At 70.4% G+C, this 24,760-nt stretch carries 19 protein-coding genes and 1 pseudogene; 7 read left to right on the top strand and 13 right to left on the bottom strand.

Going from position 1 to position 24,760, the window contains the following annotated elements:
- The first annotated feature begins 334 nt into the window (after positions 1-334).
- The gene (locus ACIQ1J_RS26690; protein ID WP_403561039.1) at positions 335-1,363 is read left to right on the top strand and encodes an IS30 family transposase; all 1,029 of its coding nucleotides are present in this window, start codon (positions 335-337) and stop codon (positions 1,361-1,363) included.
- A 20-nt stretch (positions 1,364-1,383) separates the two neighbouring features.
- Entirely contained in the window at positions 1,384-1,692 is a 309-nt protein-coding gene (locus ACIQ1J_RS26695; RefSeq protein ID WP_403560682.1) for a thioredoxin family protein, read from the top strand.
- A 77-nt stretch (positions 1,693-1,769) separates the two neighbouring features.
- Here ACIQ1J_RS26695 and pssA read toward each other — a convergent pair whose 3' ends face one another.
- From pssA to ACIQ1J_RS26740, 9 genes are all read right to left on the bottom strand, one after another.
- Positions 1,770-2,552, bottom strand: coding sequence for a CDP-diacylglycerol--serine O-phosphatidyltransferase (pssA, locus tag ACIQ1J_RS26700; protein ID WP_403561041.1), 783 nt, complete (start codon positions 2,550-2,552; stop codon positions 1,770-1,772).
- 58 nt (positions 2,553-2,610) lie between these two features.
- Entirely contained in the window at positions 2,611-3,267 is a 657-nt protein-coding gene (locus ACIQ1J_RS26705) for a phosphatidylserine decarboxylase (protein ID WP_403560684.1), read from the bottom strand.
- A gap of 170 nt (positions 3,268-3,437) precedes the next feature.
- Positions 3,438-4,643 (bottom strand): acyl-CoA dehydrogenase family protein, encoded by a 1,206-nt coding sequence (locus ACIQ1J_RS26710; RefSeq protein ID WP_210962384.1) that lies wholly within the window; start codon positions 4,641-4,643, stop codon positions 3,438-3,440.
- On the bottom strand, positions 4,644-5,156 hold the full coding sequence (locus ACIQ1J_RS26715; protein WP_210962385.1) for a MaoC family dehydratase: 513 nt from the start codon (positions 5,154-5,156) through the stop codon (positions 4,644-4,646). It abuts the gene before it with no gap.
- Positions 5,157-5,161: 5 nt separating this feature from the next.
- Complete coding sequence (locus tag ACIQ1J_RS26720; protein WP_210962386.1) at positions 5,162-6,124, bottom strand: CoA ester lyase; 963 nt, start codon at positions 6,122-6,124, stop codon at positions 5,162-5,164.
- Complete coding sequence (locus ACIQ1J_RS26725; protein WP_210962387.1) at positions 6,121-8,148, bottom strand: protein meaA; 2,028 nt, start codon at positions 8,146-8,148, stop codon at positions 6,121-6,123. Before ACIQ1J_RS26725 ends, ACIQ1J_RS26720 begins: the two co-directional genes overlap by 4 nt.
- Before the next feature lie 18 nt (positions 8,149-8,166).
- On the bottom strand, positions 8,167-9,504 hold the full coding sequence (gene ccrA, locus ACIQ1J_RS26730) for a crotonyl-CoA carboxylase/reductase (RefSeq protein WP_403561043.1): 1,338 nt from the start codon (positions 9,502-9,504) through the stop codon (positions 8,167-8,169).
- Between the two features lie 388 nt (positions 9,505-9,892).
- A complete protein-coding gene (locus ACIQ1J_RS26735) occupies positions 9,893-10,708 on the bottom strand; it encodes a TetR family transcriptional regulator (RefSeq protein WP_403560687.1) in 816 nt (271 codons plus the stop codon).
- A 139-nt stretch (positions 10,709-10,847) separates the two neighbouring features.
- A complete protein-coding gene (locus ACIQ1J_RS26740) occupies positions 10,848-12,653 on the bottom strand; it encodes a 3-hydroxyacyl-CoA dehydrogenase family protein (RefSeq protein WP_403560689.1) in 1,806 nt (601 codons plus the stop codon).
- Between the two features lie 570 nt (positions 12,654-13,223).
- Here ACIQ1J_RS26740 and ACIQ1J_RS26745 point away from each other — a divergent pair.
- Positions 13,224-13,817, top strand: a complete 594-nt coding sequence (locus ACIQ1J_RS26745) for an adenylosuccinate lyase (protein WP_403560691.1) — start codon at positions 13,224-13,226, stop codon at positions 13,815-13,817.
- Between the two features lie 4 nt (positions 13,818-13,821).
- Here the strand turns inward: ACIQ1J_RS26745 and ACIQ1J_RS26750 are convergent, their stop codons facing one another.
- The 3 genes from ACIQ1J_RS26750 to ACIQ1J_RS26760 form a co-directional block, all read right to left on the bottom strand.
- Entirely contained in the window at positions 13,822-14,325 is a 504-nt protein-coding gene (locus ACIQ1J_RS26750; protein ID WP_403560693.1) for a GNAT family N-acetyltransferase, read from the bottom strand.
- Positions 14,326-14,381: 56 nt separating this feature from the next.
- Positions 14,382-14,813: a RidA family protein gene (locus ACIQ1J_RS26755; protein ID WP_403560695.1), complete on the bottom strand. Its 432-nt coding sequence runs from the start codon at positions 14,811-14,813 to the stop codon at positions 14,382-14,384.
- Positions 14,814-14,874: 61 nt separating this feature from the next.
- Positions 14,875-16,470: an alpha/beta hydrolase gene (locus ACIQ1J_RS26760; RefSeq protein WP_403560697.1), complete on the bottom strand. Its 1,596-nt coding sequence runs from the start codon at positions 16,468-16,470 to the stop codon at positions 14,875-14,877.
- A gap of 350 nt (positions 16,471-16,820) precedes the next feature.
- Between ACIQ1J_RS26760 and ACIQ1J_RS26765 the strand changes: the two are divergent.
- Positions 16,821-17,393: pseudogene (locus ACIQ1J_RS26765) on the top strand (N-acetylmuramoyl-L-alanine amidase); the annotation flags it as partial.
- Between the two features lie 461 nt (positions 17,394-17,854).
- On the opposite strand, the gene ACIQ1J_RS26770 reads toward ACIQ1J_RS26765, so the two are convergent.
- The gene (locus ACIQ1J_RS26770) at positions 17,855-18,901 is read right to left on the bottom strand and encodes an Rv2578c family radical SAM protein (RefSeq protein ID WP_403560699.1); all 1,047 of its coding nucleotides are present in this window, start codon (positions 18,899-18,901) and stop codon (positions 17,855-17,857) included.
- A 159-nt stretch (positions 18,902-19,060) separates the two neighbouring features.
- On the opposite strand from ACIQ1J_RS26770, the gene ACIQ1J_RS26775 reads away from it, so the two are divergent.
- The 3 genes from ACIQ1J_RS26775 to ACIQ1J_RS26785 all read left to right on the top strand — a co-directional run bounded on the left by ACIQ1J_RS26775 (position 19,061) and on the right by ACIQ1J_RS26785 (position 24,678).
- Positions 19,061-19,504: an SRPBCC family protein gene (locus ACIQ1J_RS26775; protein WP_310870141.1), complete on the top strand. Its 444-nt coding sequence runs from the start codon at positions 19,061-19,063 to the stop codon at positions 19,502-19,504.
- Positions 19,505-19,653: 149 nt separating this feature from the next.
- Positions 19,654-22,062, top strand: a complete 2,409-nt coding sequence (locus ACIQ1J_RS26780; protein ID WP_403560701.1) for an MFS transporter — start codon at positions 19,654-19,656, stop codon at positions 22,060-22,062.
- Positions 22,063-22,206: 144 nt separating this feature from the next.
- Entirely contained in the window at positions 22,207-24,678 is a 2,472-nt protein-coding gene (locus tag ACIQ1J_RS26785; protein WP_403560703.1) for a SpoIIE family protein phosphatase, read from the top strand.
- Positions 24,679-24,760: the final 82 nt, after the last annotated feature.

Genomic DNA, 24,760 nt, shown 5'->3' on the forward strand with positions numbered 1-24,760 from the left:
CATCGACCGGACCACCTACAAAGCCACCATCAACATCAACATGCTCACGAGCACCCCTTGACGCCTCCAGCCCCGCCCTAACTGAACGGCGTTGGTTCTAGTGGTCGTCGCAACACCCCAGTTCAGGGGACGCGATGGACTTCACGATTCGAGAGACCGGACGGGGCGGGGGCGTCGTCTGACCCGTGAGCGGGAGGCATACTCCCAGCTCATGAAGCAGGGCTACAGCAACACGGAAGCCCGCCGCGTCCTCGGTATCAACCGGCGGACCGGCAAGAGATGGCGCAACGGCTGGCATACGCCGAACAGCGGGAAGCCGAAGCCTCCGATCCACATGGCGGCTTCGGCTTCTTCCGGCCCATCCAGGTACCTGCGCGAAGAGGACCGCATCCACATAGCCGACCGGCTGCGGGAGAACGCCTCGATCCGGCAGATAGCCGCTGAGCTGGGCCGCAGTCCCTCCACCGTCAGCCGGGAGATACGCCGCAACGGAGCGCTGTGGCGGGGCAAGGACTGGGTCTACCGTCCACATGCCGCCCACCGTCGCGCCGAACAGCGACGTCCGCGCCCCAAGCCGGGCAAGATCGGCGAGAACCCCGAGCTGCGGGACTTCATCCAGCACCACCTCGAACGTCGCTGGAGCCCCGAACAGATCTGCCAGGCTCTCACGGCACGCTTCCCCGACCGGCCGGAGATGCACTTGACCCACGAGACCATCTACCAGGCCCTCTACGTCCAGGGCCGCGGAGAACTCCGCCGCGAACTGACCAAAGCCCTCAGGACCGGGCGGACGATGCGCCGGCCACACCGGCAGTCCTACAAACGTCTGCCCCGCAACATCCGGGACATGGTGATGATCAGCGAGCGACCCGCCGAAGCCGCAGACCGCGCCGTTCCCGGGCACTGGGAAGGCGACCTGATCATCGGCAAGGGCGGTAAATCCGCCATCGCTACGCTCGTCGAGCGCAGCACCCGCTACGTGATGCTCGCCCACCTCCCCGGCGAGCACAACGCCGCCGCCACTCGCGATGCCCTGGTCACGACCGTGCGGACGCTCCCGCCGCACCTGCGGCGGTCCCGGACCTGGGATCAGGGCTCGGAGATGGCCGCCCACAAGACATTCACCCTCGCCACCGACATGCCGGTCTACTTCTGCGACCCCGGCAGCCCCTGGCAGCGCGGCTCGAACGAGAACACGAACGGCCTGCTCCGACAGTACTTCGCCAAGGGCACCGACCTGTCCGTCCACACTCGCGAGCACCTCGACGCGGTGGCCGCTGAGCTAAACGGCCGCCCCCGCAAGACGCTCTCTTGGCAAACCCCAGCTCAGCGGCTCTCGAAGCTGCTCAACGCCATGGCCTGACCCAGAGGCATCATGGAGGCGTGGACATCGAACTGCTCTACTTCACCGGCTGCCCGAACTGGACCACCGCCCAGGAGCACCTCACCGAGGCCCTCGCCGCAGTGGGCCGCTCCGAACAGGAGGTGAAGCTCCACGCTGTCGAAACGAGCGAGGAAGCGGAGGCACTGCACTTCCCCGGCTCTCCCACGATCCACATCGACGGCCATGACCCCTTCCCAGCCGCCTCCGAGACCTTCGGCTTGACCTGCCGCGTCTACTCAACGCCGGGTGGCCTCGCCGGCGCACCCACCGTCGATCAACTCGTCCAAGCGCTCACCCACACCTCATAAGATCGTCGCAACACCCACCGGTGTTGCGACGATCCCTGGAATCCGCCACCCGGTTCCGGGGCCTTCTCAGCGGAGCGCTACGGCAACTGCGCCGTCCGCGCCTCCCGCCGGTTGTCCCTGAAGTTGTTCACCCTGCGAGCCGTGGCGAACAGGGGAATCACCGCGCCCATCACCAGCTGCAGCGCACACCCCGTCTGCAACAGCAGCTGTCCGCTCGGCGCGTCGAAGGCCCAGCCGGCCAGCAGGCCCATCGACAGGACGATCCACGAAAGCATCGCCACCGCGAGGCGTCCCCGCGGCTTCGGGTACTCGACCCGGCTCACCATCAGCCATGCCGTGCCGAGGATGGCCAGCAGCGTCGCCACGAAGGGCAGCTCCAGCAGCACGATCGACACCACCGTCAGCGCCCCGAACGGCGACGGCATGCCCTGGAAGGTGCCGTCCTTGACGGTGACGCAGGAGAACCGCGCAAGCCGCAGCACCACCGCCAGCAGCACCACGATCGCCCCCACCGCCGCCACCCGCTGGTACGCGTCGTCCGCGACCATGCCGTAGACGAGGACGAAGTACGCCGGCGCCAGCCCGAAGCTGATCAGGTCGGAGAGGTTGTCCAGCTCCGCGCCCATCGGCGAGCTGCGCAGCTTGCGCGCGACCAGGCCGTCGCACAGGTCGAAGATCGCCGCGCACAGCATCAGGATGACCGCGGTGGCCGCGCTGTGCCGGGCCATGCCCGACTCGTCGCTGCCCATGAGGTGCGGGATCAGGATGCCGGTGGTGGTGAAGTACACCGCCATGAAACCGCACGTGGCGTTGCCGAGCGTGAGCGTGTCCGCTATCGACAGGCGGAGCGAGAGGGGCATCTCCTCCTCGTCGTCCACCTCGTCGGCCTCGGGTACCCACCCGGCCTGGGTCTGTGGATCAACCACGGTCAATGCGAGTCACCCCAGCCACCGTCTTCTGACCCACCTCGACATCCACCTCGACGCCCTCCGGCAGGTACAGGTCGACGCGCGAGCCGAAGCGGATCAGCCCGACCCTCTCGCCCTGCTCGACCTTCGTGCCCTGCGGCACGTAGGGCACGATGCGGCGGGCCACCGCGCCGGCGATCTGGATCATCTCGATGTCACCGAGCTCGGTGTCGAAGTGCCACACCACCCGCTCGTTGTTCTCGCTCTCCTTGTTGAAGGCGGGAACGAAGCCACCGGGGATGTGCTCGACGGACGTCACCGTGCCCGACAGGGGCGCACGGTTGACGTGAACGTTGAGCGGGCTCATGAAGATCGCGACGCGGGTGCGGCCGTCCTTCCACGGCATGATGCTCTGCACCACACCGTCGGCGGGCGAGATGACCCGGCCCTGGGTGATCTCGCGCTCGGGGTCGCGGAAGAACCACAGCATCCCCGCCGCGAGCGCGGTGGCGGGGACGGCGACGGCCTTGGCGGCGCCGGAGCGGCGGGCACGGAGGAAGCTGACGGCTGCGGTGGCGACGGTCGGCAGAAGCCACGGCGATGCTCCGCGCGCGAGGCGTACGCCGGCCAGGCTGTCGCGAGATGCAGAGGTTTGGCTGTGGGGCATGGATGACCTTCGTAGCGGATGATGCCGCACACTGACGGGGGACGGCGGCTTTCCGGCGATCGTAGCGGCTCTCCGCCGCAACTGGGTAAGCCAGGAAGCCGAGTCGGCGGCCGAACACTGCCTACGGGGTGTGACCTTCTTCTCCAAGAAAACACCCCGTATCCGGACATCTAACCCTGGAATCGATACTCTTCGAGCAGTCGGCGGCCGATGATCATTTTCTGGATCTCGGCGGTGCCTTCACCGATCAGGAGCATCGGGGCCTCTCGGTAGAGGCGCTCGATCTCGTACTCCTTGGAGAAGCCGTAACCACCGTGGATCCGGAAGGCGTCCTCCACGACCTCTTTGCAGTACTCGGAGGCGAGGTACTTGGCCATCCCCGCTTCCAGGTCGTTTCGTTCGCCCGAATCCTTTTTGCGTGCAGCGTTCACCATCATCGCATGCGCCGCCTCCACCTTGGTAGCCATCTCCGCGAGCTTGAACTGAATGGCCTGGTGCTGGGCGATCTGCTTGCCGAAAGTGTGACGCTGCTGGGCGTACTGGACACCCAGCTCGAAGGCACGCTGGGCGACACCGCAGCCACGGGCCGCGACGTTGACGCGGCCGACCTCTACGCCGTCCATCATTTGGTAAAAACCTCGGCCGGTGGCGCCGCCGAGCACCCGATCGGCCGGAATGCGCAGGCCGTCCATGATGAGCTCGGTGGTGTCGACGCCCTTGTAGCCCATCTTGTCGATCTTGCCGGGGATGGTGAGGCCGGGGCGGACCTCGCCGAAACCGGGCTCCTTCTCCACCAGGAAGGTCGTCATCGACTTGTGCGGCGCCGTGCCGTCCGGGTGACCCTCGTCACTCTTCACCAGAACGGCCACCAGCGACGACGTACCGCCGTTCGTCAGCCACATCTTCTGACCGTTCAGGACGTACTCGTCACCGTCCCGCACCGCCTTCGACGTGATCGCCGAGACGTCCGAGCCCAGCGCCGGCTCCGACATCGAGAAGGCGCCCCGGATGTCCCCCGCGGCCATGCGGGGCAGGAAGTGGTCCCTCTGCTCCTGCGTGCCGTGCTGCTTGAGCATGTACGCCACGATGAAGTGCGTGTTGATGATGCCGGACACCGACATCCAGCCGCGGGCGATCTCCTCCACGCAGAGCGCGTAGGTGAGGAGCGACTCGCCCAGGCCCCCGTACTCCTCCGGGATCATCAGGCCGAACAGGCCCAGTTCCTTCAGCCCGTCGACGATGTCCTGCGGGTACTCGTCCCGGTGCTCCAGCTCCGTCGCGACCGGGATGATCTCCTTGTCCACGAAGTCCCGGACGGTGGAGAGGATCTCCCGCTGGATGTCCGTGAGGCCGTGGGTCTGGGCGAGGCGGCTCATCTACTTCCCCTGTTCCTTCAGCTCGGGGCGGCCCGGCTGCTCGCCGCCGCGCTCCTTGATGTACGTCTCGGTGGGCACCATCACCTTGCGGCGGAAGACGCAGACCAGCGTGCCGTCCTGCTTGTAGCCCTTGGTCTCCACGTGGACGATGCCGCGGTCGCTCTTCGACTTGGACGGCCACTTGTCGAGCACGGTCGTCTGGCCGTAGACCGTGTCGCCGTGGAAGGTCGGCGCCACGTGCTTGAGCGACTCGATCTCCAGGTTGGCGATCGCCTTGCCCGAGATGTCCGGTACCGACATGCCCAGCAGGAGGGAGTAGACGTAGTTCCCGACCACCACGTTCCTGCCGAAGTCGGTCGTCTTCTCGGCGTAGTTGGTGTCCATGTGGAGCGGGTGATGGTTCATGGTGAGGAGACAGAACAGGTGGTCGTCGTACTCCGTGACCGTCTTGCCCGGCCAGTGCTTGTACGTCGCCCCGACCTCGAACTCCTCGTAGGTGCGTCCGAACTGCATGGCCGTCACGCCTCCGGGATCTCGAACTTGCTGGTGCGCCGCATACCGGCGGCGCGTCCCTTGCCCGCGACGACCAGGGCCATCTTGCGGCTGGCCTCGTCGATCATCTCGTCGCCGAGCATCGCGGAGCCCTTCTTGCCGCCCGCCTCGGACGTGCAGTACTCGTACGCGTCCAGGATCAGCTCGGCGTGGTCGTAGTCCTCCTGGGACGGCGAGAAGATCTCGTTCGACGCCTCGACCTGGCCCGGGTGCAGCACCCACTTGCCGTCGAAGCCGAGCGCGGCGGCGCGCTGCGCGACCTCCCGGTAGCCGTCGACGTTGCGGATCTGGAGGTAGGGGCCGTCGATCGCCTGGAGGTTGTTGGCGCGGGCGGCCATCAGGATCTTCATCAGGATGTAGTGGTAGGCGTCCGCCGGGTAACCGGGCGGCTGCTCGCCCACGACCAGCGACTTCATGTTGATGGACGCCATGAAGTCGGCCGGGCCGAAGATGATGGTCTCGACGCGCGGGGAGGCCTGTGCGATCTCGTTGACGTTGTTCAGGCCCTGCGCGTTCTCGATCTGCGCCTCGATGCCGATGCGGCCGACCTCGAAGCCCATCGTCTTCTCGATCTGGGTGAGGAGGAGGTCGAGGGCCACCACCTGCTGGGCGTCCTGGACCTTCGGCAGCATGATGCAGTCCAAGTTGGGGCCGGCGCCCTCCACCACCGTCACGACGTCGCGGTACGTCCACTCGGTCGTCCAGTCGTTGACGCGCACCACGCGGGTCTTGCCGGTCCAGTCACCCTCGTTGAGGAACTTGACGATGGTGTGCCGCGCCTCCGGCTTGGCGAGCGGCGCGCACGCGTCCTCCAGGTCGAGGAAGACCTGGTCGGCCGGGAGGCCCTGGGCCTTCTCCAGGAAGCGCGGGTTCGAGCCGGGCACCGCCAGGCAGGAACGCCGGGGGCGAAGGCGGTTGACCGTGGTCATGCGGGGACCTCCAGGGGGTCGAGCTTGTTCGCTTTGCGGATCTCGTCGACGATGCGGCCGATGATCCCGGTGATGTCGAAGTCCTTCGGTGTGAAGACCGCGGCCACTCCGGCGGCCCGCAGCGCTTCGGCGTCTCCGTTCGGGATGATGCCACCGGCGATCACCGGAATATCTGTGGCACCGGCCACATGCAGCCGTTCCAGCACGTCCGGCACCAGCTGGGCGTGCGAGCCGGAGAGGATGGACAGGCCCACCGCGTGCACGTCCTCGGCCAGCGCGGCGTCCACGATCTGCTCCGGGGTGAGCCGGATGCCCTGGTAGACCACCTCGAACCCGGCGTCGCGGGCCCGCACGGCGATCTGCTCGGCGCCGTTGGAGTGGCCGTCCAGACCGGGCTTGCCGACCAGGAAGCGCAGCTTGCCGACGCCGAGGTCCTTGGCGGTCAGGTCCACCTTGCGGCGCACCTGGGACAGTGCCGAGCCCTCCTCGGCGGGGATCGCGACCGGTGCCGACGAGACACCGGTCGGCGCCCGGAACTCACCGAACACCTCGCGCAGCGCCCCGGCCCACTCCCCGGTCGTGACGCCGGCGCGGGCGCACTCCAGGGTGGCCTCCATGAGGTTGTCGGTGCCCTTGGCGGCCTCCTTCAGCCTCTCCAGTGCCTTGCAGGGGCGCGGGTGGTTGAAGGGTGGCTGGTAGCGGGTGTCGCGCCAGTTCTGGAGCGAGGCGATGACGCGGGCCTCCACCGCCGGGTCGACCGTCTGGATCGCGGTGTCCAGGTCGGCGGTCAGCGGGTTCGGCTCGGTGCCCTCGAAGGCGTTGACACCGATGATCTTCTCCTGGCCCGACTCGATCCGGGCCCGGCGCTCGGCGTGCGAGGCGACCAGTTGCGACTTGAGGTAGCCGGACTCGACGGCCGCCATCGCGCCGCCCATCTCCTGGATGCGCTCGATCTCGGCGAGCGACTCCTCGACCAGCTCGCCGACCTTCGCCTCGACGACCTTCGAGCCCTCGAAGAGGTCGCCGTACTCCAGCAGGTCGCTCTCGTAGGCCAGCACCTGCTGGATGCGCAGCGACCACTGCTGGTCCCACGGCCGGGGCAGGCCCAGCGCCTCGTTCCAGGCCGGCAGTTGCACGGCACGCGCGCGTGCGTCCTTGGAGAGGGTGACCGCCAGCATCTCCAGCACGATCCGCTGGACGTTGTTCTCGGGCTGGGCCTCGGTCAGTCCCAGGGAGTTGACCTGGACGCCGTAGCGGAAGCGCCGGTGCTTGGGGTCCTCGATGCCGTACCGCTCGCGGGTGACGCGGTCCCAGATGCGGCCGAAGGCACGCATCTTGCACATCTCCTCGACGAAGCGGACGCCCGCGTTGACGAAGAAGGAGATACGGCCGACCACGTCGCCCATCCGCTCCCGCGGCACCTGGCCGGAGTCGCGCACGGCGTCCAGCACGGCGATCGCGGTGGACATCGCGTACGCGATCTCCTGCACCGGCGTGGCGCCCGCCTCCTGCAGGTGATAGCTGCAGATGTTGATCGGGTTCCACTTCGGGAGGTGGGAGACCGTGTACGCGATCATGTCCGTCGTCAGGCGGAGGGACGGCCCCGGCGGGAAGACGTGCGTTCCCCGGGACAGGTACTCCTTGACGATGTCGTTCTGGGTCGTGCCCTGGAGCCTGGTGACGTCCGCGCCCTGCTCCTCGGCGACGACCTGGTAGAGCGCCAGCAGCCACATGGCCGTGGCGTTGATGGTCATCGAGGTGTTCATCTGCTCCAGGGGGATGTCCTGGAACAGCCGGCGCATGTCACCGACGTGCGCGACCGGCACCCCGACCCGGCCCACCTCGCCGCGGGCGAGGATGTGGTCGGAGTCGTAGCCGGTCTGGGTCGGCAGGTCGAACGCGACCGACAGACCCGTCTGGCCCTTGGCGAGGTTGCGCCGGTACAGCTCGTTGGACGCCTCGGCCGTGGAGTGACCGGCGTAGGTACGCATGAGCCACGGCCGGTCCTTCTGACGCTCAGTCATGTGTGGCCTCCGCCGTCCTCAGATGTTCCGGAAGCGGTTGATGGCGTCGACGTGCTGGGCGCGCTTCTCCTCGTCGCGCACGCCCAGGCCCTCCTCGGGCGCCAGGCACAGCACGCCGACCTTGCCCTGGTGGGCGTTGCGGTGGACGTCGTGGGCGGCCTGGCCGGTGTCCTCCAGGGAGTACACCTTGGAGAGGGTCGGGTGGATCTTGCCCTTGGCGATGAGGCGGTTGGCCTCCCAGGCCTCGCGGTAGTTGGCGAAGTGGGAGCCGATGATGCGCTTCAGGGACATCCACAGGTAGCGGTTGTCGTACTCGTGCATGTAGCCCGAGGTCGAGGCGCAGGTGGTGATGGTGCCGCCCTTGCGGGTGACGTAGACGCTCGCGCCGAAGGTCTCGCGGCCGGGGTGCTCGAAGACGATGTCGATGTCCTCGCCGCCGGTGAGTTCGCGGATGCGCTTGCCGAAGCGCTTCCACTCCTTCGGGTCCTGGGTGTGCTCGTCCTTCCAGAACCTGTAGCCCTCGGCGTTGCGGTCGATGATCGCGTCGGCGCCCATCGAACGGCAGATGTCCGCCTTCTGCTCGCTGGAGACGACACAGATCGGGTTGGCGCCGCCGGCCAGCGCGAACTGCGTGGCGTACGAGCCGAGACCGCCGCTCGCGCCCCAGACGAGCACGTTGTCACCCTGCTTCATGCCGGCGCCGTTGCGGGAGACCAGCTGGCGGTACGCGGTGGAGTTGACCAGGCCCGGGGCGGCGGCCTCCTCCCAGCTGAGGTGTCCCGGCTTGGGCATCAGCTGGTTGGACTTGACGAGGGCGATCTCCGCCAGGCCGCCGAAGTTGGTCTCGAAGCCCCAGATGCGCTGCTCAGGGTCGAGCATCGTGTCGTTGTGGCCGTCGGACGACTCCAGCTCGACGGAGAGGCAGTGCGCGACGACCTCGTCGCCGGTCTGCCAGGCGTTGACGCCCGGGCCGGTGCGCAGGACGACGCCGGCCAGGTCCGAACCGATGACGTGGTACGGCAGGTCGTGGCGCTTGGTGAGCTCGCTGACCCTGCCGTAGCGCTCCAGGAAGCCGAAGGTCGACAGGGGCTCGAAGATCGAGGTCCACACCGAGTTGTAGTTGACCGAGGAGGCCATGACGGCGACCAGGGCCTCACCGGGGCCCAGCTCGGGCAGCGGGACCTCGTCCAGGTGGAGCGACTTGCGCGGGTCCTTGTCGCGGGTTTCGAGGCCCGCGAACATCTCGGTCTCGTCCTTGTGCACGGTGATCGCGCGGTACGACTCGGGGAGCGGCAGGGCGGCGATGTCGGCCGGCGTGGAGTCGGTCGCCTGGATCGCGGCCAGGATGTCCTTCATGGTCACGGTGTTGCCTCCGGCGTCGAGCGCCCGTGAGGGAGGGGCGCTTGAGGGTTGCGTCGGTGCTGCTGAGGGGCGGGTGAGAGGGTGCCGTCGGTTCGGCGGCGGTGCTGTTCGGCGGCGCTTTGTGGCGCGGAGGGTGCCTGTGACGCAGGCGCCGGGCACGCAGACGATCGCTTGCGGGGACAGCCCGGACACCTTCAACGTATGACACCGCGTGTCACCCCGCAAGGCACTGAGTGCCAGAACCTGCTCTCAGATGAAATCTTTACCCGACAGATGAGCGATGATCGATCGAACGGGGGGTGCGAGGACTGCGAAAAGGGGCATTGACATGCGAAAACGGCCACCCGAAGGGTGGCCGTCGTCACCTACGGGACAGGGCCGGTCAGCGCTCCTTGAGCGCCTGCTCGATGGTGCGCATGACCTCGTGCAGCGGCGCGTCGGTACGCGCGACCGTCACCAGCACCTCACCCTGCACGGAGGCCGAGGAGGCGCCGGCCCGTGCGGAGGACGCCGTGTCGCGCCCGGCGCCGATGCCCGTGCCGAACGTCTTCCGTACGATCGCGAAGGCGTGGTCGAGCTGGGTCTCCACGTCCCCCTGCCCACCCGCCCGCAGCCAGCGCCGCAGCACGTGGTTGTGGGCGGTGACCACGGCCGACGCGGCGACCTCGGCCAGCAGCGGATCGTCGTTGGCGTCGTCGTCGTGGGCGTGCTCGTCGAAGTGGCCGAGCAGGTAGCGGGTGAAGAGGCGCTCGTAGCGGGCCACCGAAGCGATCTCCGCCTCACGCAGGGTGGGCACCTCGCGCGTCAGCTTGTAGCGGGCGACCGAGATCTCCGGCCGGGCCGCGTACATCTTCATGACTTCCTTGATGCCCCGGCACACGGTGTCGAGCGGATGCTCGTGCGCGGGCGCCGCGTTGAGCACCGCCTCGGCGCGCACCAGGGTGTCGTCGTGGTCCGGGAAGATCGCCTCTTCCTTGGAGCGGAAGTGCCGGAAGAAGGTCCGGCGGGCGACCCCGGCGCGGGCCGCGATCTCGTCGACGGTGGTCGCCTCGTACCCCTTGGTCGCGAACAGCTCCATCGCGGCCGCTGCCAGCTCCCGGCGCATTTTGAGCCGCTGGGCGGCGGCCCGGCCGCCGGCCGCGCTCTCCGGCGCGTCGGGCGTAGCTGGTGTACGTGAGGACCTGGCGGGCTGGGACATGACCCGAACGTACTGCATGTGCGCGCAACCATGCGCGTGACCGGGGATTCCCCCGTCCGCGGAGGGCGGGGGAATCCCGGCGGGATCGAGCAGTCCGCCCCAGTCCTCCTCGGACCGGAACCAGTCGCCGGGACCGGACTCAGCGGCGGGCATATTCGCGGAAGCCGCGGCCCGTCTTGCGGCCGAGGCAGCCCGCGGCGACCAGGTGTTCCAGGAGCGGAGCCGGGGCCAGGCCCGGGTCGCGGAACTCGCGGTGCAGGACCTTCTCGATGGCGAGCGAGACGTCGAGACCGACCACGTCCAGCAGCTCGAAGGGCCCCATCGGGTAGCCGCCGCCCAGCTTCATCGCCGCGTCGATGTCGTCGAGCGTCGCGTAGTGCTCCTGCACCATCTTCACGGCGTTGTTGAGGTACGGGAACAGCAGCGCGTTCACGATGAACCCGGCCCGGTCGCCGCAGTCCACCGCGTGCTTCCTGACCTTGGCGCAGACCTCGCGGACGGTGGCGTGCACGTCGTCCGCCGTCAGCACCGTACGCACCACCTCGACCAGCTTCATGGCCGGCGCCGGGTTGAAGAAGTGCATGCCGATCACGTCCTGCGGACGTGAGGTGGCGCGGGCGCAGGCGACGACGGGCAGGGAAGAGGTGGTGGTGGCCAGCACCGCGCCCGGCTTGCAGACCTTGTCCAGCGTGGCGAACAGCTGCCGCTTCACCTCCAGATCCTCGGCGACCGCCTCCACCGCCAGGTCGACGTCGGCGAAGTCGTCGTACGTACCCGTCGGCGTGATCCGCTCCAGCGTCTGCGCGGCGGCCTCGGCGGTCAGCCTGCCCTTGTCGACGCCGCGCGCCAGGGACTTGCCGATCCGGGCCTTGGTCGTCTGCGCCTTCTCCGCGCTGCGGGCGGCGAGCACGACCTCGTACCCGGCCTTGGCGAACACCTCGGCGATGCCGGACGCCATGGTGCCCGACCCGGCGACGCCCACCGCGCGGACGGCACGGCCGGCCACCGCGCTGTCACCGGTGCTCCGGGTCAGCGCGTCCGGCACGACGACCGCGCTGCCCGGCGCCTCGTAGGTGTAGAAGCCGCGTCCGGCCTTGCGGCCCGTCAGGCCCGCCTCGCTGAGCTGCTTCAGAATCGGCGCCGGGGCGTGCAGACGGTCGTGGGAGGCGGTGTACATGGCCTCCAGGACCGTGCGCGCGGTGTCCACACCGATCAGGTCCAGCAGGGCCAGCGGGCCCATCGGCAGGCCGCAGCCGAGCCGCATCGCGGCGTCGATGTCCTCGCGGGAGGCGTAGTTCGCCTCGTACATCGCCGCGGCCTGGTTGAGGTAGCCGAACAGCAGGCCGTCGGCGACGAAGCCGGGCCGGTCGCCGACCGCGACGGGCTCCTTGCCGAGGTCGAGCGCGAGGTTGGTGACCGCCGTGACGGCGCCCGGCGCGGTCAGCACGGAGGAGACCACCTCCACCAGCTTCATCGCCGGAGCCGGGTTGAAGAAGTGCAGGCCGAGCACCCGCTCCGGACGGGACGATTCGGCGGCCAGCCGCGTGACCGACAGGGCGTTGGTGCCGGTCGCGAGGATCGTCTCGGGGCGCACGATCCCGTCCAGCTCCCGGAACACCTGCTGCTTGATCTCGTACGACTCCGGGGTCACCTCGATCACCAGGTCGGCGTCGGCCGCCGCCCGCAGGTCGGTGGAGGTGCGGACGCGGGCGAGGGCGTCGGCGCGCTCCCGCTCGGTGAGGCGCCCGCGCTCGACGGCACGGGCGGTGGAGGACTCCAGCGCGGCGACGGCCGTCGCGGCCTGCGCCTCGCTGATGTCGATGCCGACGACGTCGCGGCCGGCCCTGGCGAGGACCTCGGCGATGCCGGTGCCCATGGTGCCGAGGCCGACGACGGCGATGGTCTGGAGGGGGGACAGAGGGGTGTCGGACAGGGGAGTGGCCATCGCGGGACTCCAGGAATGAGGGTGACGACGGGAACGCGCCCGGATGCGCCTGGGGCGCACCGGGTGCGTGAGGAATGGAGTGCGGGTGTTGCCGGGCTGACTGGCGCACACGCCCGGTGCCGTCGTTCGGGGCGTGCACACGCCCGTACGGCGGCGGTCTCCGACCGGCCCTGTCCCGAGGCCGAGTCGTACTGCGGTACCTGAATCCGGTACCGAACCGACTGCTCTCTGCTCTCACGACGGCCGCGTCACCAGACCGCCGCGAGGAGTACCGCGAGTGGGTAACTCGCTCGTCTGAGATTAACTCGCGGGTAACGAGCGCGCCAGCCCCCGGTGTTCGTGATGTACGTCCCACCCGGCCCGTGACGCACCCAGGGGTGTCGTTTGGATCCTGCCGGGGTCGCGGGGCCCGGCACGCCCATCTGCGGCGTTGTCGTCGTTGCCAGAGCTCCCCCCTGTCGCCCTCCTCCGCCTTGCGGAGCGCACGCACCAGGCCCCGCTCGGGTCGGTCGCAACGCACCGTTGCGAGGAGCCGGCCTGATCCAAACGACACCCCCTAACCTCGGTGTCATGGACGAAGAGTTGCGAACGCTCACGGAGCGTTTACGGGCCGAGTCGGCGGCCTCGGGCACGCCGGGAACCCCGGCGGCGTACGACCGTCTCGTGGCGACCGGGGACCCGGACGAGCTGGCCGCGGTGCTCACCGAGCCCGGGCACCCGCTCTGGGCCCGGGAACTGGCCGCGTTCCGGCTCGGCGTGGCGGGGGACCGGCGGGCCTTCGAGTCCCTCGTGCTGCTGCTGAACCACCGCGACCCGCCGCGCTGTGCCTCCGCCGCCCACGCCCTCGCCAGGCTCGGCGACCCCCGCACCGCCCGCGCCGCGGCCGCCCTCGCCACCAACGAACTGCGGGTCGCCTACGCCCTGCACCCGGTGCGGCTGCTGGTCGAACTGAGGGCTCCCGAGGCCGTACCCGCGCTGATCACCACGCTGGAGCGGCGGCTGCGCCCGCACGACCCCTACCGGCGTGTGGCACTCGCGTGTGTGGACGGGCTGGGCACGCTGGGCGACGACCGTGCCGCTCCGGTTCTGAACGACGCCCTGGCCCACCCCACCCTGGCGGAGGCGGCGGTACGGGCGCTGGCGCGGATCCCGGGACAGCGGTGAGCCGTCAGCCGCCGAGACGCCCGGCGTACCTCACCTCGGGCACCGCCACCCCGTCCACCTCGAACGGCTCCTCGGCCCCGTCGGCGCGGAATCCCGACCGTTCATAGAAGCGCCGGGCGCGGGCGTTGCCCTCGAGCACCCACAGGAGCATGCGCGCGTGCCCGGCGGCCGTGCACCGGCGCACCGACTCCCGGAGCAGGGCCTGCCCGACGCCGGTGCCGAACCGCCCGGTGTCCACATAGAGGGCGTACAACTCGGCGTCGGCGGTGAGCTGTTCACCGTCTCGGTACGGGCCGTGGCAGGCCCAGCCGACGACCTCGCCGCCGCCGTCCTCGGCGACCAGGTTCACCACCTCGTCCGGGGCGCGGGCGAACAAGTCACGGCGCCGCGCGGCGTCCTCGCTCACGTCGAGCCTGTCCAGGTACGGCTGCGGCATGAGACCCCGGTACGCCGTCTGCCACCCCCGGACGCGGATCGCGGACACGCGGTCGCAGTCGGCGAGCGTCATCTCCCGCACCCGTACCCCCGGACCGCTCGCCGGGCCGCGACTCACCGGGCCGCGACTCACGGGGACACGACCGCGAACGCCTCGATCCCCATCAGGAACTCGGGCCGGACCAGCGCGGCGACCTGTACCGCCGACGCGGCCGGCAGCCGGTCGTCGGGTATGTGCTCGGCGCGGGCGGCGCGGATCGCGGGCATGTGCGCCATGTCCGTGACGGAGAAGGTCAGTTTCACCACGTCGTAGAAGGACGCTCCCCCAACTGCCCTAAAGGCGTGGGAGGTAGCCCCAGCCGCCGTCAGACAACGGCGCAGGTTCTCGAACACCTGGCGGGCCTGGGCCGCCGGGTCGCTCTCGCCGACCAGCCCGCCGTCCCCGTCCAGGGCGAGCTGCCCGGAGACGGCCACGAACCGTCCGGTGCCGAGGACGTCATGCGTGTACTGGGCGGCGGGCGCGACGCCGCCGGGGGCGGCAATCCTGGTCAGCTCACACATGCGTCCATGGTGGACCATGGGACTGACAGCGCCCTCGACGGGCCGCCGAGCGGGTAGTCGGTCAGCCCCGGAAGCCGAGCAGCCCGTGCAGCGTCGAACCGCGTGAGGACGTCGAAGCCGCCTTGGACTCCAGCGGTTTCGGTGCGGGCAGCGCGGGGCACACCGCGTCCGCCTCGCCGTCGCCGCGCGGCACGGTGCCGTCGGCCAGGTACGCGGCCAGGTGCTTGTCCAGGCAGGTGCTCCCGCTCAGCGTGATGCCGTGGTTCCCGCCGCCCTCCTCGACCACCATGCTGGAGCCGCGCAGCAGCCGGTGCACGGTGACGCCGCCCTCGTACGGGGTGGCCGCGTCGCCGGTCGCCTGGAACAGCAGTGCCGGCGGCAGTTCGTGGTTGGTGACGTCCACGGGCTGCCGCGAGTCCGTGGGCCAGAACGCGCACGGCGCGTTGTACCAGGCGTTGTTCCAGGCCATGAACGGGGCCTTCTCGTACACGTCCCAGTTGTCGTCGCGCCAGTCGTCCCAGCCGCGCGGCCAGCCGGCGTCGCGGCACTCGACCGCGGTGTAGACGCTGTAACCGTTGTCGCCGGAGGCGTCCACGGCCCCGAAGTCCTCGTACACCTCGACGAGCGGGTCGGTGTTCCCGTCGTTCACGTACGCGGCGAACGACTCCGCCAGATAGGGCCAGTAGCCGTTGTAGTAGCCGCCGGGAATGAAGGTGTCCTCCAGCTCCGAGGCCCCGACCTTCCCGCCCGCGGGCCTCCTCGCCAGTGCCGTCCGCATGGTGTACCAAGCGGCCTCGATCCGCTCGGGGTCGGTGCCCAGCCCGTACGTCGCGTCGTGCTCGGCGATCCAGGCGAGGAAGGCCCGGTGACGGTCGTTGAAGGCGAGGTCCTGATGGAGGTTGGCGTCGTACCAGACGTCGGTCGGGTCGACGACGGAGTCCAGGACCAGGCGCCGCACCCGGTCCGGGTGGAGCTTGGCGTAGACGGCGCCCAGGTAGGTGCCGTACGAGTAGCCGAAGTAGTTGATGCTCTTCGCGCCGAGTGCCCGGCGGATCACGTCCATGTCCCGTGCGGCACTGACCGTGTCGATGTACGGCAGCACGTCCGCGTGCTTCTCGCCGCAGGCCTCGGCGAACGACTTCGCGCGCGCGAGGCCGGCCTTCTCGACGGCCGGGGTGGCGGGCAGGGAGTCGGGGCGCACCGGGTCGAAGTGGCCCGGCCGGCAGTTCAGGGCGGGCTTGCTCTTCCCCACGCCGCGCGGGTCGAAGCCGATGACGTCGTACTGGGCGGTCACCTCCGCGGGCAGCGAGGACGCCACGAACCCGGCGAGCGTCAGCCCGCTGCCACCGGGGCCGCCGGGGTTGACCAGCAACGGTCCCTGGTACTTCTCGGCGGTGTGCGGGACGCGGGACAGCGCCAGCGTGATCTGTTTCCCGTCCGGACGCGCGTGGTCGAGCGGCACCGAGAGGGACGCGCACTGGAGCGTGGGGTAGTCGGCGGTGCCGCACTTCTTCCAGCTGGGCTTCGCGGCCCGCGGGGTGCCCGCGGGAGGCGAAGCGCCCGCGAGGTGCGGTGCGCTCGCCTCGGCGGGGACGGCCGTGACGGTCCCGGCGGCGATGACGGCGGCGCCGCACAGCACGGCTGCGCGTTGTCTCATGGCGTCCTCCCGGACGGCGAGGCTGCGGTCCGCGCGGGTCGCGGTCCTCGCCGCATCGTTCCGGGGAGCGCCTCCGGAGGAACGCGATGTGCCCGGACTTGACCCGATTGCGTTGGCAGATGCCCTCGACTGGATGGCCCGACGGATGGCCCGATGGATGGCCCGACGGATGGCCTGATCCATGCGGTGGCCCTCATCGGCCCGGCCGTCGGCGCGGACCGGGTGCGCACACCGGGTAACTACCAAAGACGGGCCCCCCGATCGGAGGCTGACATGCCCCAACCATCCTGCCCGAGCGGAAGTCCGGCGCCCCCATGGTCGTGTCCGGAGCGTGCGTGATGGCCGCGCCGATGGGAGCGCGGAGCTTCCTGCGGGCACTCCGGGAAGAGGGCCTGGTCGTCGTCGAGGCCGGCGAATGGGAGGGACACAACCGCAACCACATGGGCCCCTGGGGGCCCGTGCACGGGGTGATGATCCACCACACCGTGACCCGGGGCAGCGCCCGCACGGTGGAGATCTGCCGCAAGGGCTACGCGGGACTGCCGGGCCCCCTGTGCCACGGCGTCATCACCAAGGACGGCAGGGTCCACCTGGTCGGCTACGGGCGGGCCAACCAGGCGGGCCTGGGAGACGACGACGTCCTGCGCGCCGTCATCGACGAAGCGCGGCCGCCGGCGGACAACGAGTCGAACACCGACGGAAACCGGCACTTCTACGGCTTCGAGTGCGAGAACCTCGGAGACGGCGACGACCCCTGGCCCGCCGTCCAGCTGGACGCCGTCGAACGCGCCGCGGCAGCCGTCTGCCGCCACCACGGCTGGAACGAGCGCTCCGTGATCGGCCACCTCGAATGGCAGCCCGGAAAGGTCGACCCGCGCGGCTTCACCATGGCGTCGATGCGCGCCCGGATCGAAGAACGCCTCACCCACCCCGCCGGCTGGACCCCCGGCGATCCCGAGGAGGACGACATGCCGCGAGCGATCGGCCGCTACTACAGCGACGACCAGCGGATCACACCCCGCAAGTGGACCACGCTCAACGTCGACGGGGTGGACCTGCTCAGCCGGGCATCCCACTACCAGGCCATGGCCCAGATACAGGCGGATGTACCGCCGGGCTCCGCCCTCCAGGGCTGCTTCTACCACCTGCGGCCGGGCGGCTCCCGCTGGAACGGGCCGATCACCGAACGAACGGGCACCGACGGCAGCAGCTTCGCCGACTTCCACAACAGCGGGTCCATCGTCACCGACGAGCGGCTGCGGTTCGAGTTCATGTACTACCCGGCCGACAGCGCCGACCAGCAGCCGATCACCATCACGGCGGCGTACGTACGCGGCCTCTACTGGGAGGCCTGACGAAAGATCCCACTGCGGGAAGGCAGCGCTCAGAGAAGCGAGAGCTGGACCGGATCGGTCGCCCCGAGCTGATCCGGCTCCGGTGGTGCCGGCTCCGCGAGCCGCCGCGGCATCCCCGCGCGCGTGGGACCGATGCCGTACTCCTGCGCCAAGTCGTGCACCTGGCGCGTGATCCGGCGCTGGTACCACTTCGGGGCGTAGGCGCCCTCCGTGTACAGCCGCTCGTACCGGCGCACCAGGTGGGGGTGATGCTGCCCGAGCCAGGCCATGAACCACTCCCGGGCGCCCGGCCGCAGATGCAGCACCAGGGGCGTCACCGACGTGGCGCCGGCGGCGGCGATCGCCCGTACGGTCGCTCGCAGTTGGGCAGGTTCGTCGCTGAGGAACGGGATGACCGGTGCCATCAGCACGCCGCAGCCGATGCCGTGCTCACCCAGGATCCGTACGACCTCCAGGCGGCGCTCCGGCGCGGGAGTCCCCGGCTCCACGGTGCGCCACAGCTCGGGGTCGGTGAAGCCGACCGAGACCGAGATGCCGACGTCCGTCACCCGGGCCGCCCGCGTCAGCAGGTCCAGGTCCCGCAGGATCAGCGTGCCCTTGGTCAGGATGGAGAAGGGGTTGGACCGCTCGGTGAGGGCCGAGACGATGCCCGGCATCAGCCGGTAGCGGCCTTCGGCGCGCTGGTAGCAGTCGACGTTGGTGCCCATCGCGACGTGCTCGCCCTGCCAGCGGCGCGAGGCCAGCTGGCGGCGGAGCAGCTCGGGGGCGTTCACCTTGACGACGATCTGTGAGTCGAAGCCCAGCCCCGTGTCGAGGTCCAGGTAGCTGTGCGTCTTCCTCGCGAAGCAGTACACGCACGCGTGCGTGCAGCCCCGGTACGGATTGACCGTCCATTCGAACGGCATGCGCGAGGCGCCCGGCACCCGGTTGAGGATCGAGCGGGCCCGCACCTCGTGGAAGGTGATGCCGCGGAACTCGGGCGTGTCGAACGTGCGGGTGGTGACCGCGTCCGCGCCGAACAGCGCGGGGTCGGCCGCCCGGGCGTGGTCGGAGTCCGTGAGGTTCTCCCAGCGCATTGACGCCTCCTCGGTAGCACTGCCCACACAATAGAACACTTGTTCCCTTGATCGTGCGGACGCGTCGCGCGGGGCCGCTTCGAGCCCCCCGATTTGGTGGCCGGGCGGCGGGGTGGTTGGCTTGCCCGGACCCCGAGAACCAGGCCCTGGAGGAACCCGATGGCGCAGGTCGAGGCGACTACGGAGCGGATCGTCGCAGCGGACGCGGAGACGGTGTTCGACACCCTCGCCGACTACAGCGGCAGCCGCGAGAAGCTGCTGCCCGAGCACTTCAGTGAGTACGAGGTCCGCGAAGGCGGCGACGGCGAGGGCACCCTCGTGCACTGGAAGCTCCAGGCCACCAGCAAGCGCGTCCGTGACTGCCTGCTGGAGGTCACCGAGCCGACCGACGGCGAGCTGGTCGAGAAGGACCGCAACTCCTCCATGGTCACCACCTGGCGGGTCACCCCGGCCGGGGAGGGCAAGTCCCGCGTGGTCGTCGTCACCACCTGGCAGGGTGCCGGCGGCGTCGGCGGATTCTTCGAGAAGACCTTCGCGCCCAAGGGACTCGCCCGGATCTACGACGCGATGCTCGCCAAGCTCGCCACCGAGGTCGAGAAGTAGCCAAAGGGCAAGTACGGGGCGGCCGTTGGTCGCCTCACCGATTCGAGTGATCTGCTCGGGTTACCGCCGAATGCCGTAACTCTTCGCACTTGTTCGCAGTTGTCGCCCCAGGTGGCAATTGTGAGCAGGTGTGATGAGGGGAGCGGGACGTGGGCGGGATCACTCTGGTGCAGGACGAACCGGCCACCGCACCCCCGACGCCTCCCGAGCCCCCCGCCCCGGAGCCGGAGGCCGGGGCCGGGCTCAGTCCGCGCCGGGTGCGGCTGGTCTTCGTCGGGCTGATGCTGGCGCTGCTGCTCGCCGCGCTGGAGCAGATGATCGTGGCCACGGCGCTGCCGAAGATCGTCGGCGAGCTGCACGGCCTGGAGAAGATGTCCTGGGCGATCACCGCCTACCTGCTCACCTCCACCGTCGGCCTGCCGATCTACGGCAAGCTCGGTGACCTCTTCGGGCGCAAGGGCGTCTTCCAGTTCGCCATCCTGGTGTTCATCGTCGGCTCGGCACTCGCCGGCCGGGCGCAGACCATGGACCAGCTGATCGCCTTCCGCGCGGTGCAGGGCGTCGGCGCGGGCGGCCTGATGATCGGCGTGCAGGCGATCATCGCGGACATCGTGCCGCCCCGCGAGCGCGCCCGGTTCATGGGCCTGATCGGCGCCGCCTTCGGACTCGCCTCGGTCGCCGGCCCCCTGCTGGGCGGCTACTTCACCGACCACCTCTCCTGGCGCTGGTGCTTCTACATCAACGTGCCCTTCGGGCTGGTCACCATGGCCGTCGTGGCCGTGGTACTGAAGCTGCCCAAGCCGACGGCCAAGCCCCGCCTCGACATCCTCGGCGCGCTGCTGCTCGCCGCCGCCTCCACCTGCCTGGTGCTGCTGACCAGTTGGGGCGGCACCGAGTACGAGTGGGGTTCGGAGGTCATCCTCGGCCTCGCCGCCGGAGCGGTCGCGGCCACCGTCCTGTTCCTGGTCGCCGAGCACTTCGCGCCCGAACCGCTGATCCCGCTGCGGCTGTTCCGGGACTCCGTCTTCAACGTCACCGGCCTGGTCGGCCTCGTCATCGGCGTCGCCCTGTTCGGTGCCGCCAGCTACCTGCCGACCTTCCTGCAGATGGTCGACGGCGCCACCGCCACCGAGTCCGGCCTCCTGATGCTGCCGATGATGGGCGGCATCGTCGGCGCCTCGATCATCTCCGGTCAGATGATCAGCCGGACCGGGCGTTACCGGTCCCACCCGATCCTCGGCAGTGCCCTGTCCGTCGTCGGCATGTGGCTGCTGTCCGGGCTCGACGCCGACACACCCCGGCTGCACTACAGCATCTGGATGGCCGTCCTCGGCGCCGGCATCGGCATGGTGATGCCCGTACTGGTCCTCGCCGTGCAGAACTCCGTGCGCCCCGCCGACCTCGGCACCGCCACGAGCGCCAACAACTACTTCCGGCAGATCGGCGGCAGCGTCGGCGCGGCCATCTTCGGCACGCTCTTCGCCGACCGGCTCACCGATGCCCTGGCCGACCGGATCCCCGCAGAGGCGGGCGCCGGGCTGCCCGACGCCGAGGCCATCACCCCACAGCTCGTCCACTCCCTGCCCCCGGCGCTGCGCGACGCCTACATCGGGGCGTACGCCGGCGCCATGCCGCGGATCTTCCTCTACCTGGTGCCGGTACTCGTCCTCGGGCTGCTCATCGCCTTCTTCCTCAAGGAGAAACCCCTGGTGTCCCACAACGCATCCGTCACCGAGCGGGAAACCGCCCAGTTGGCGCAGTCCGTCGCCCCCCTCCCGCAGGCCAGGTCGCCCTACGCCGCCGGCATCGCCGTCTGCGGCACGGTGCAGCACCCCGACGGCACCGTCGTGCCCCGTGCGGCGCTCACCCTCATCGACGCCGGCGGCCGGCAGATCGGCCGGGGCGCCAGCGGCGACGACGGACGGTACGCGCTGGCCACGCCCGGCTCGGGGACGTACGTCCTGATCGCCGCGGCCGGCGGTCACCAGCCGCAGGCGGTCTCCGTGACCGTCGGCGAACGCCCGGTGGAACTGGACGTGGTCCTCGGCGGCGCCGGCCGCCTCGCCGGCAGCGTGCTCACCGCCGACGGCAGCCCCGTGCGCGACGCGACCGTCACGCTCACCAACGTCCACGGCGAGGTCGTCGCCACCACCCGCAGCGGCCGCGAGGGCGGCTACGTCATCACCGAGCTGGTGGCCGGCGAGTACACCCTGGCCGGCAGCGCCCCCGCCTTCCGCCCGGCCGCGCTGCCCGTCAGCGTCCAGGCCGCCCGGGAGACCCGCCAGGACGTCGAGCTGGCCGGCGGCGCCGTGCTGCGCGGCACCGTGCGCGCCAGTGGCGGACGGGCCGTCGAGGACGCGCGCGTCACGCTGCTCGACGCGGCGGGCAACGTGGTGGACACGCTGACCACCGGGCCCGACGGCACCTTCCGGTTCGTCGACCTGTCGTCCGGCGAGTACACCGTCATCGCCGCCGGCTACCCGCCCGTGGCCACCGTGCTCCAGGTGGCCGGCGGCGGCCGCACGGAGCGCGACCTCCAGCTCGGGCACGAGGACTGAGGGGGGCACCGGCGCGCGGGTGTGCGCCGGTGCGTTTGCGCGCCGGCAATTCCCCCGTTGCCGCACATGGTCACCGGCCACCGCCGTACCGTGGTGACGGCGACACAAGTCTTGCGGAGCCGTGGGGAGAGAGGGCCTGACGCCATGGACCATGGCACCCAGCGCGACGCACCTCCAGGCCGCCGGGCCGGACCCGGCGCCGTGCCGGCGGACCCTGTGGCGGGCCGGGTCCCGCTGGCCGTAGTCGTGGTGGACCGCGAAGGGCTGGTCTCCCACTGGAGCCGGGGCGCACGGCGGCTGTTCGTTCTGCCCAAGGAAGAGGCGATCGGCCGGCCCGCCCCCGACCTGCTCCCCGTCTCGGGCGTGCTCCCCGAGGACGGGGACGTCACCGGGTACGGCTCGTACGCGGCCTACGACGGCCTCGGGCCCGGGCTGGAGTCCTCCCTCGACGGGCACTTGTCCTACCCGGCGGCGGGCCGCGCCCGCCTGACCGTGCCGGGCAACGACCGCGTCGACGTGCTGTGGTGGGCGTACCCGCTGGTGGGACCCGGTCGGGAGCGACTGCTGGTGCTGGCCGCCGACGCGGACGGCCTGCGCCGGGACCACGCCGGCGGCGGCGCGCAGGAGACGACCGTCGAGCGGATGGCGCCCGGCTTCGCGCTGCACACCGACTTCCCCGGTGCCGAGGAACTCGCCCGCCGCCTCCCCGAGATCCTGCCCAGCATGAGCGTCGGCGAAAGTGCCCGCATCGTCGCGCAGGTTCTCGAACTGGGCTATCCGATCCTGGAGTTCAGCCAGAACGAACGGGTGCCCGTCACCCCCGACTGGGGCGTGCCCCGGCGCGCCGAGCGCAGGGCGCGCCGCGAGCGGGCGGCCCGGGCGTTGGCGGCGGGCGAGCCGGTGCCGGACGAACTGCGGGACGAGACCGAGGACCTGGAGTACGCCGCCGTTCGCGAACGCCTGGAGTTTCTCAACGAGGTCAGCGGACGGATCGGCACCTCGCTCGACCTGTCCCGGACCATCGTCGAGGTCAGCAAGGCGGTCGTCCCGCGCTTCACCGACGTCGCCGGCACCTATCTGCGTGAACAGGTCGTCGCCGGCGAGGGCTTCCCCGACGGCGTGCCCGACACGACGACGATGTGGCACCGGGTCGCCCTGGAGCACACCGACGAACCCGGCCGCTGGGACGACGTCGTACCGGTCGGCGAGGCCATGCCGTTCCCGGCGCACACTCCCTTCTTCCAGTGCATGACCAGCGGCGAGCCGGTCCTGGTGCCCCGCATCACCGAGGAGATGGGCCACGCCGTCGCCTCCCAGTTCGAGAAGCGGGACATCCGGCCGCTCATCACGGGCCGCTCGATGCTGCTGGTGCCGTTGAAGGCGCGCAACGTCGTCCTGGGCTTCATGATCCTTCTCCGGCACCCGGAGCGGCCCGTCTTCAACGACATGGACCGGGTCACCGGCGCCGAACTCGCCGCCCGAGCGGGCCTCGTGCTCGACAACGCCCGCATGTACACGTTCCAGGAGAACGTCGCCGAGACGCTCCAGGACAGCATGCTGCCGCACATCCCCGCGCGCATGGCCGGCTGCGACATCGCCACCCGCTATCTGCCCGGTACGCTTCTGGGCCGGGTCGGCGGTGACTGGTTCGACTCGGTCAAGCTGCCCGGCGCCCGCACCGCCCTCGTGGTCGGCGACGTGATGGGCCACGGCCTCAACTCCGCCGCGATGATGGGCCAGTTGCGCACCGCCGTGCAGACCATGGCGGGGCTCGACCTGCCGCCCGCCCAGCTCCTGCGCAACCTCGACGACCTCGCCCAGCGGCTCGGCGACACCCACCTGGCGACCTGCCTGTACGCCGTCTACGACCCCATCGCCGGTGAACTGCACCTCGCCAACGCCGGTCACATCCCGCCCGTGCTGGTCCGGGCCGAGGACGGCTCCAGCGAGCTGATCGACCTGCCCACGGGGGCGCCGATCGGCGTCGGCGGGGTGCCCTTCGAGGCGGTACGCGTGCCGGTGGCGCCGGGCGACCGGCTGGTGATGTGCACCGACGGACTGGTGGAGGTGCGCGGCGAGGACATCGGCGTCGGCCTCGCCACCCTCTGCGAGTCCGCCGCCCACCCGGCCGCGTCCATGGACGACGCCTGCGACACCATCATCCGCGCGCTTGGCACCGGCGGCGGCCGCAAGGACGACGTGGCCCTGCTGATGGTTCGGCTGGGCGGCATCGAGTCCGACGCCGTCGCCGAATGGCGCCTCGCCCGCGACCCGGCCGAGGTCGGCCGCGCCCGCGCGGCGGTCCGCGAGCAGGTGCACGACTGGGGCCTGCCGAAACTGGCCGGCCCCGCCGAGCTGATGGTCAGCGAACTCGTCACCAACGCCGTACGGCACGCCCACTCCCGCCCGGTCGAGCTGCGTCTGGTCCGCGCCGACACGCTGCTGTGCGAGGTGGACGACGACGACCACGAACTGCCGACGCTGCGCAGCGCCGGCCCCGACGACGAGAACGGGCGCGGGCTGCGCGTCGTCAGCACCCTCGCCCGCGAATGGGGCGCGAGCCGCACGAAGGCGGGAAAGACCGTCTGGTTCGAGCTGACGCTGCCACGCCGTTGAGCCGCCCCGCGCAGTCAGGGGGCGCACTCCGTTCGCACGTCCGGTGAAGGAATGCGCCGGGCGCTTGTGGCCGTGCGCCGGG

The sequence above is a fragment of the Streptomyces sp. NPDC097107 genome (assembly GCF_044762405.1).
Classification (GTDB): domain Bacteria; phylum Actinomycetota; class Actinomycetes; order Streptomycetales; family Streptomycetaceae; genus Streptomyces; species Streptomyces thinghirensis.